This is a genomic window from Micromonospora sp. NPDC049151 (assembly GCF_040648395.1).
Lineage (GTDB): Bacteria > Actinomycetota > Actinomycetes > Mycobacteriales > Micromonosporaceae > Micromonospora.
Genome location: NZ_JBEZDP010000050.1, coordinates 1 through 3,132, shown reverse-complemented (window position 1 = coordinate 3,132; position 3,132 = coordinate 1). Strand labels below are relative to the sequence as shown.

Annotated in this window: 1 rRNA gene; it reads left to right on the top strand. The window is 57.1% G+C overall.

The window, feature by feature from the left end:
- Positions 1–129 precede the first annotated feature (129 nt).
- Positions 130–3,132 (top strand): 23S ribosomal RNA (locus AB0B20_RS29020); the annotation flags it as partial.

Below are 3,132 nucleotides of genomic sequence, written 5' to 3'. Positions count from 1 at the left end.
ACGTCCGTGAGGCGCCAGGCATGGCCTGGTCTCGCATACCGCCGGCGGTTGTCGGGTTGTTGGTGTGGGGCTGTGGGTTGTGGGTTGGTTGTTTGTTGAGAATTGCACAGTGGACGCGAGCATCTTTGTGGTCAAGTTGTCAAGGGCGAACGGTGGATGCCTTGGCACCAGGAGCCGATGAAGGACGTGGGAGGCCGCGATAGGCCTGGGGGAGCTGTCAACCAAGCTGTGATCCCAGGGTGTCCGAATGGGGGAACCCGGCATCAGTCATGTGATGTCACCCGCACCTGAACACATAGGGTGTGTGGGGGGAACGCGGGGAAGTGAAACATCTCAGTACCCGTAGGAAGAGAAAACAAATAGTGATTCCGTGAGTAGTGGCGAGCGAAAGCGGATTGAGGCTAAACCGGCGGCGTGTGATACCTGTCAGGGGTTGCGTGGTCGGGGTTGTGGGACCCTGCTCAACAGACTGACATCTGTTGGAGAAGTTACAAAGCCAGTGGTTAGTCGAACAGTCTGGAATGGCTGACCGTAGACGGTGATAGTCCGGTAGGTGAAAGCTGCTGGTCTTCTGTGGGTGTTCCCGAGTAGCGGCGGACTCCTGAAATCTGCCGTGAATCTGCCAGGACCACCTGGTAAGCCTAAATACTTCCTGGTGACCGATAGCGGACGAGTACCGTGAGGGAATGGTGAAAAGTACCCCGGGAGGGGAGTGAAATAGTACCTGAAACCGTTCGCCTACAATCCGTCGGAGCCTTGCGGGGTGACGGCGTGCCTTTTGAAGAATGAGCCTGCGAGTTAGTGGCATGTGGCGAGGTTAACCCGTGTGGGGGAGCCGTAGCGAAAGCGAGTCTGAATAGGGCGTTTTTAGTCGCATGCTCTAGACCCGAAGCGGAGTGATCTAGCCATGGGCAGGCTGAAGCGCGGGTAAGACCGCGTGGAGGGCCGAACCCACCAACGTTGAAAAGTTGGGGGATGACCTGTGGTTAGGGGTGAAAGGCCAATCAAACTCCGTGATAGCTGGTTCTCCCCGAAATGCATTTAGGTGCAGCGTCGCGTGTTTCTTGCCGGAGGTAGAGCACTGGATGGTCTAGGGGGCCCACAAGCTTACCGAAATCAGCCAAACTCCGAATGCCGGTAAGTGAGAGCGCGGCAGTGAGACTGCGGGGGATAAGCTTCGTAGTCGAGAGGGAAACAGCCCAGATCACCAGCTAAGGCCCCTAAGCGTGTGCTAAGTGGAAAAGGATGTGGGGTCGCATAGACAACCAGGAGGTTGGCTTAGAAGCAGCCACCCTTTAAAGAGTGCGTAATAGCTCACTGGTCAAGTGGTTCCGCGCCGACAATGTAGCGGGGCTCAAGCACACCGCCGAAGCTGTGGCATTCACATTTTAACTTCGTGCCTCCTTGATGGGGTATGCAGGTGTGTGGATGGGTAGGGGAGCGTCGTGCCGGGGGTGAAGCAGCGGGGTGACCCAGTTGTGGACGCGGCACGAGTGAGAATGCAGGCATGAGTAGCGAAAGAAGGGTGAGAAACCCTTCCGCCGGATGACCAAGGGTTCCAGGGCCAGGCTAATCCGCCCTGGGTGAGTCGGGACCTAAGGCGAGGCCGAGAGGCGTAGTCGATGGACAACGGGTTGATATTCCCGTACCCGCGAAAGAGCGACCCTGACGAACCTCGTTGTGCTAACCACCCAAACCATCCAAGGTCTTCGGACTGCGGGTGGGGAGCGTGGGAACCTGGCGGGTAGTAGTCAAGCGATGGGGTGACGCAGGAAGGTAGCTGAGCCCGGCCGGTGGTTGTGCCGGGGTAAGCGTGTAGGCCGGCGTGTAGGCAAATCCGCACGCCACATAGGCTGAGACGTGATGCCGAGCCGATTCAGGTGAAGTCAGTGATCCTATGCTGCCGAGAAAAGCCTCTAGCGAGTTCTTAGCGGCCCGTACCCCAAACCGACACAGGTGGTCAGGTAGAGAATACCGAGGCGATCGGGCGAACTGTGGTTAAGGAACTCGGCAAATTGCCCCCGTAACTTAGGGAGAAGGGGGGCCGGAGACGTGAAGCCCCGCGCGGGTGGAGCGTTGTATGGCCGCAGAGAGCAGGGGGAAGCGACTGTTTACTAAAAACACAGGTCCATGCGAAGAAGTAATTCGATGTATATGGACTGACGCCTGCCCGGTGCTGGAACGTTAAGGGGACCTGTTAGCTCTTCGGGGCGAAGCGGAGAACTTAAGCGCCAGTAAACGGCGGTGGTAACTATAACCATCCTAAGGTAGCGAAATTCCTTGTCGGGTAAGTTCCGACCTGCACGAATGGCGTAACGACTTCCCCACTGTCTCAACCACAGGCCCGGCGAAATTGCATTACGAGTAAAGATGCTCGTTACGCGCGGCAGGACGGAAAGACCCCGGGACCTTTACTATAGCTTGACATTGGTATCTGAATTAGCTTGTGTAGGATAGGTGGGAGCCGGTGAAGTCCATACGCCAGTATGGGTGGAGGCAATCTTGAAATACCACTCTGGTTGATTTGGGTATCTAACTTCGGACCGTTATCCGGTTCAGGGACAGTGTCTGGTGGGTAGTTTAACTGGGGCGGTTGCCTCCTAAAGGGTAACGGAGGCGCCCAAAGGTTCCCTCAGCCTGGTTGGCAATCAGGTGTTGAGTGCAAGTGCACAAGGGAGCTTGACTGTGAGACTGACAGGTCGAGCAGGGACGAAAGTCGGGACTAGTGATCCGGCACTGGCATGTGGAAGCGGTGTCGCTCAACGGATAAAAGGTACCCCGGGGATAACAGGCTGATCTTCCCCAAGAGTCCATATCGACGGGATGGTTTGGCACCTCGATGTCGGCTCGTCGCATCCTGGGGCTGTAGCAGGTCCCAAGGGTTGGGCTGTTCGCCCATTAAAGCGGTACGCGAGCTGGGTTTAGAACGTCGTGAGACAGTTCGGTCCCTATCCGCCGTGCGCGTAGGATACTTGAGAAGGGCTGTCCCTAGTACGAGAGGACCGGGACGGACGAACCTCTGGTGTGCCAGTTGTCCCGCCAGGGGCACGGCTGGTTAGCTACGTTCGGAAGGGATAACCGCTGAAAGCATCTAAGCGGGAAGCTCGCTTCAAGATGAGGTATCCCACCCAC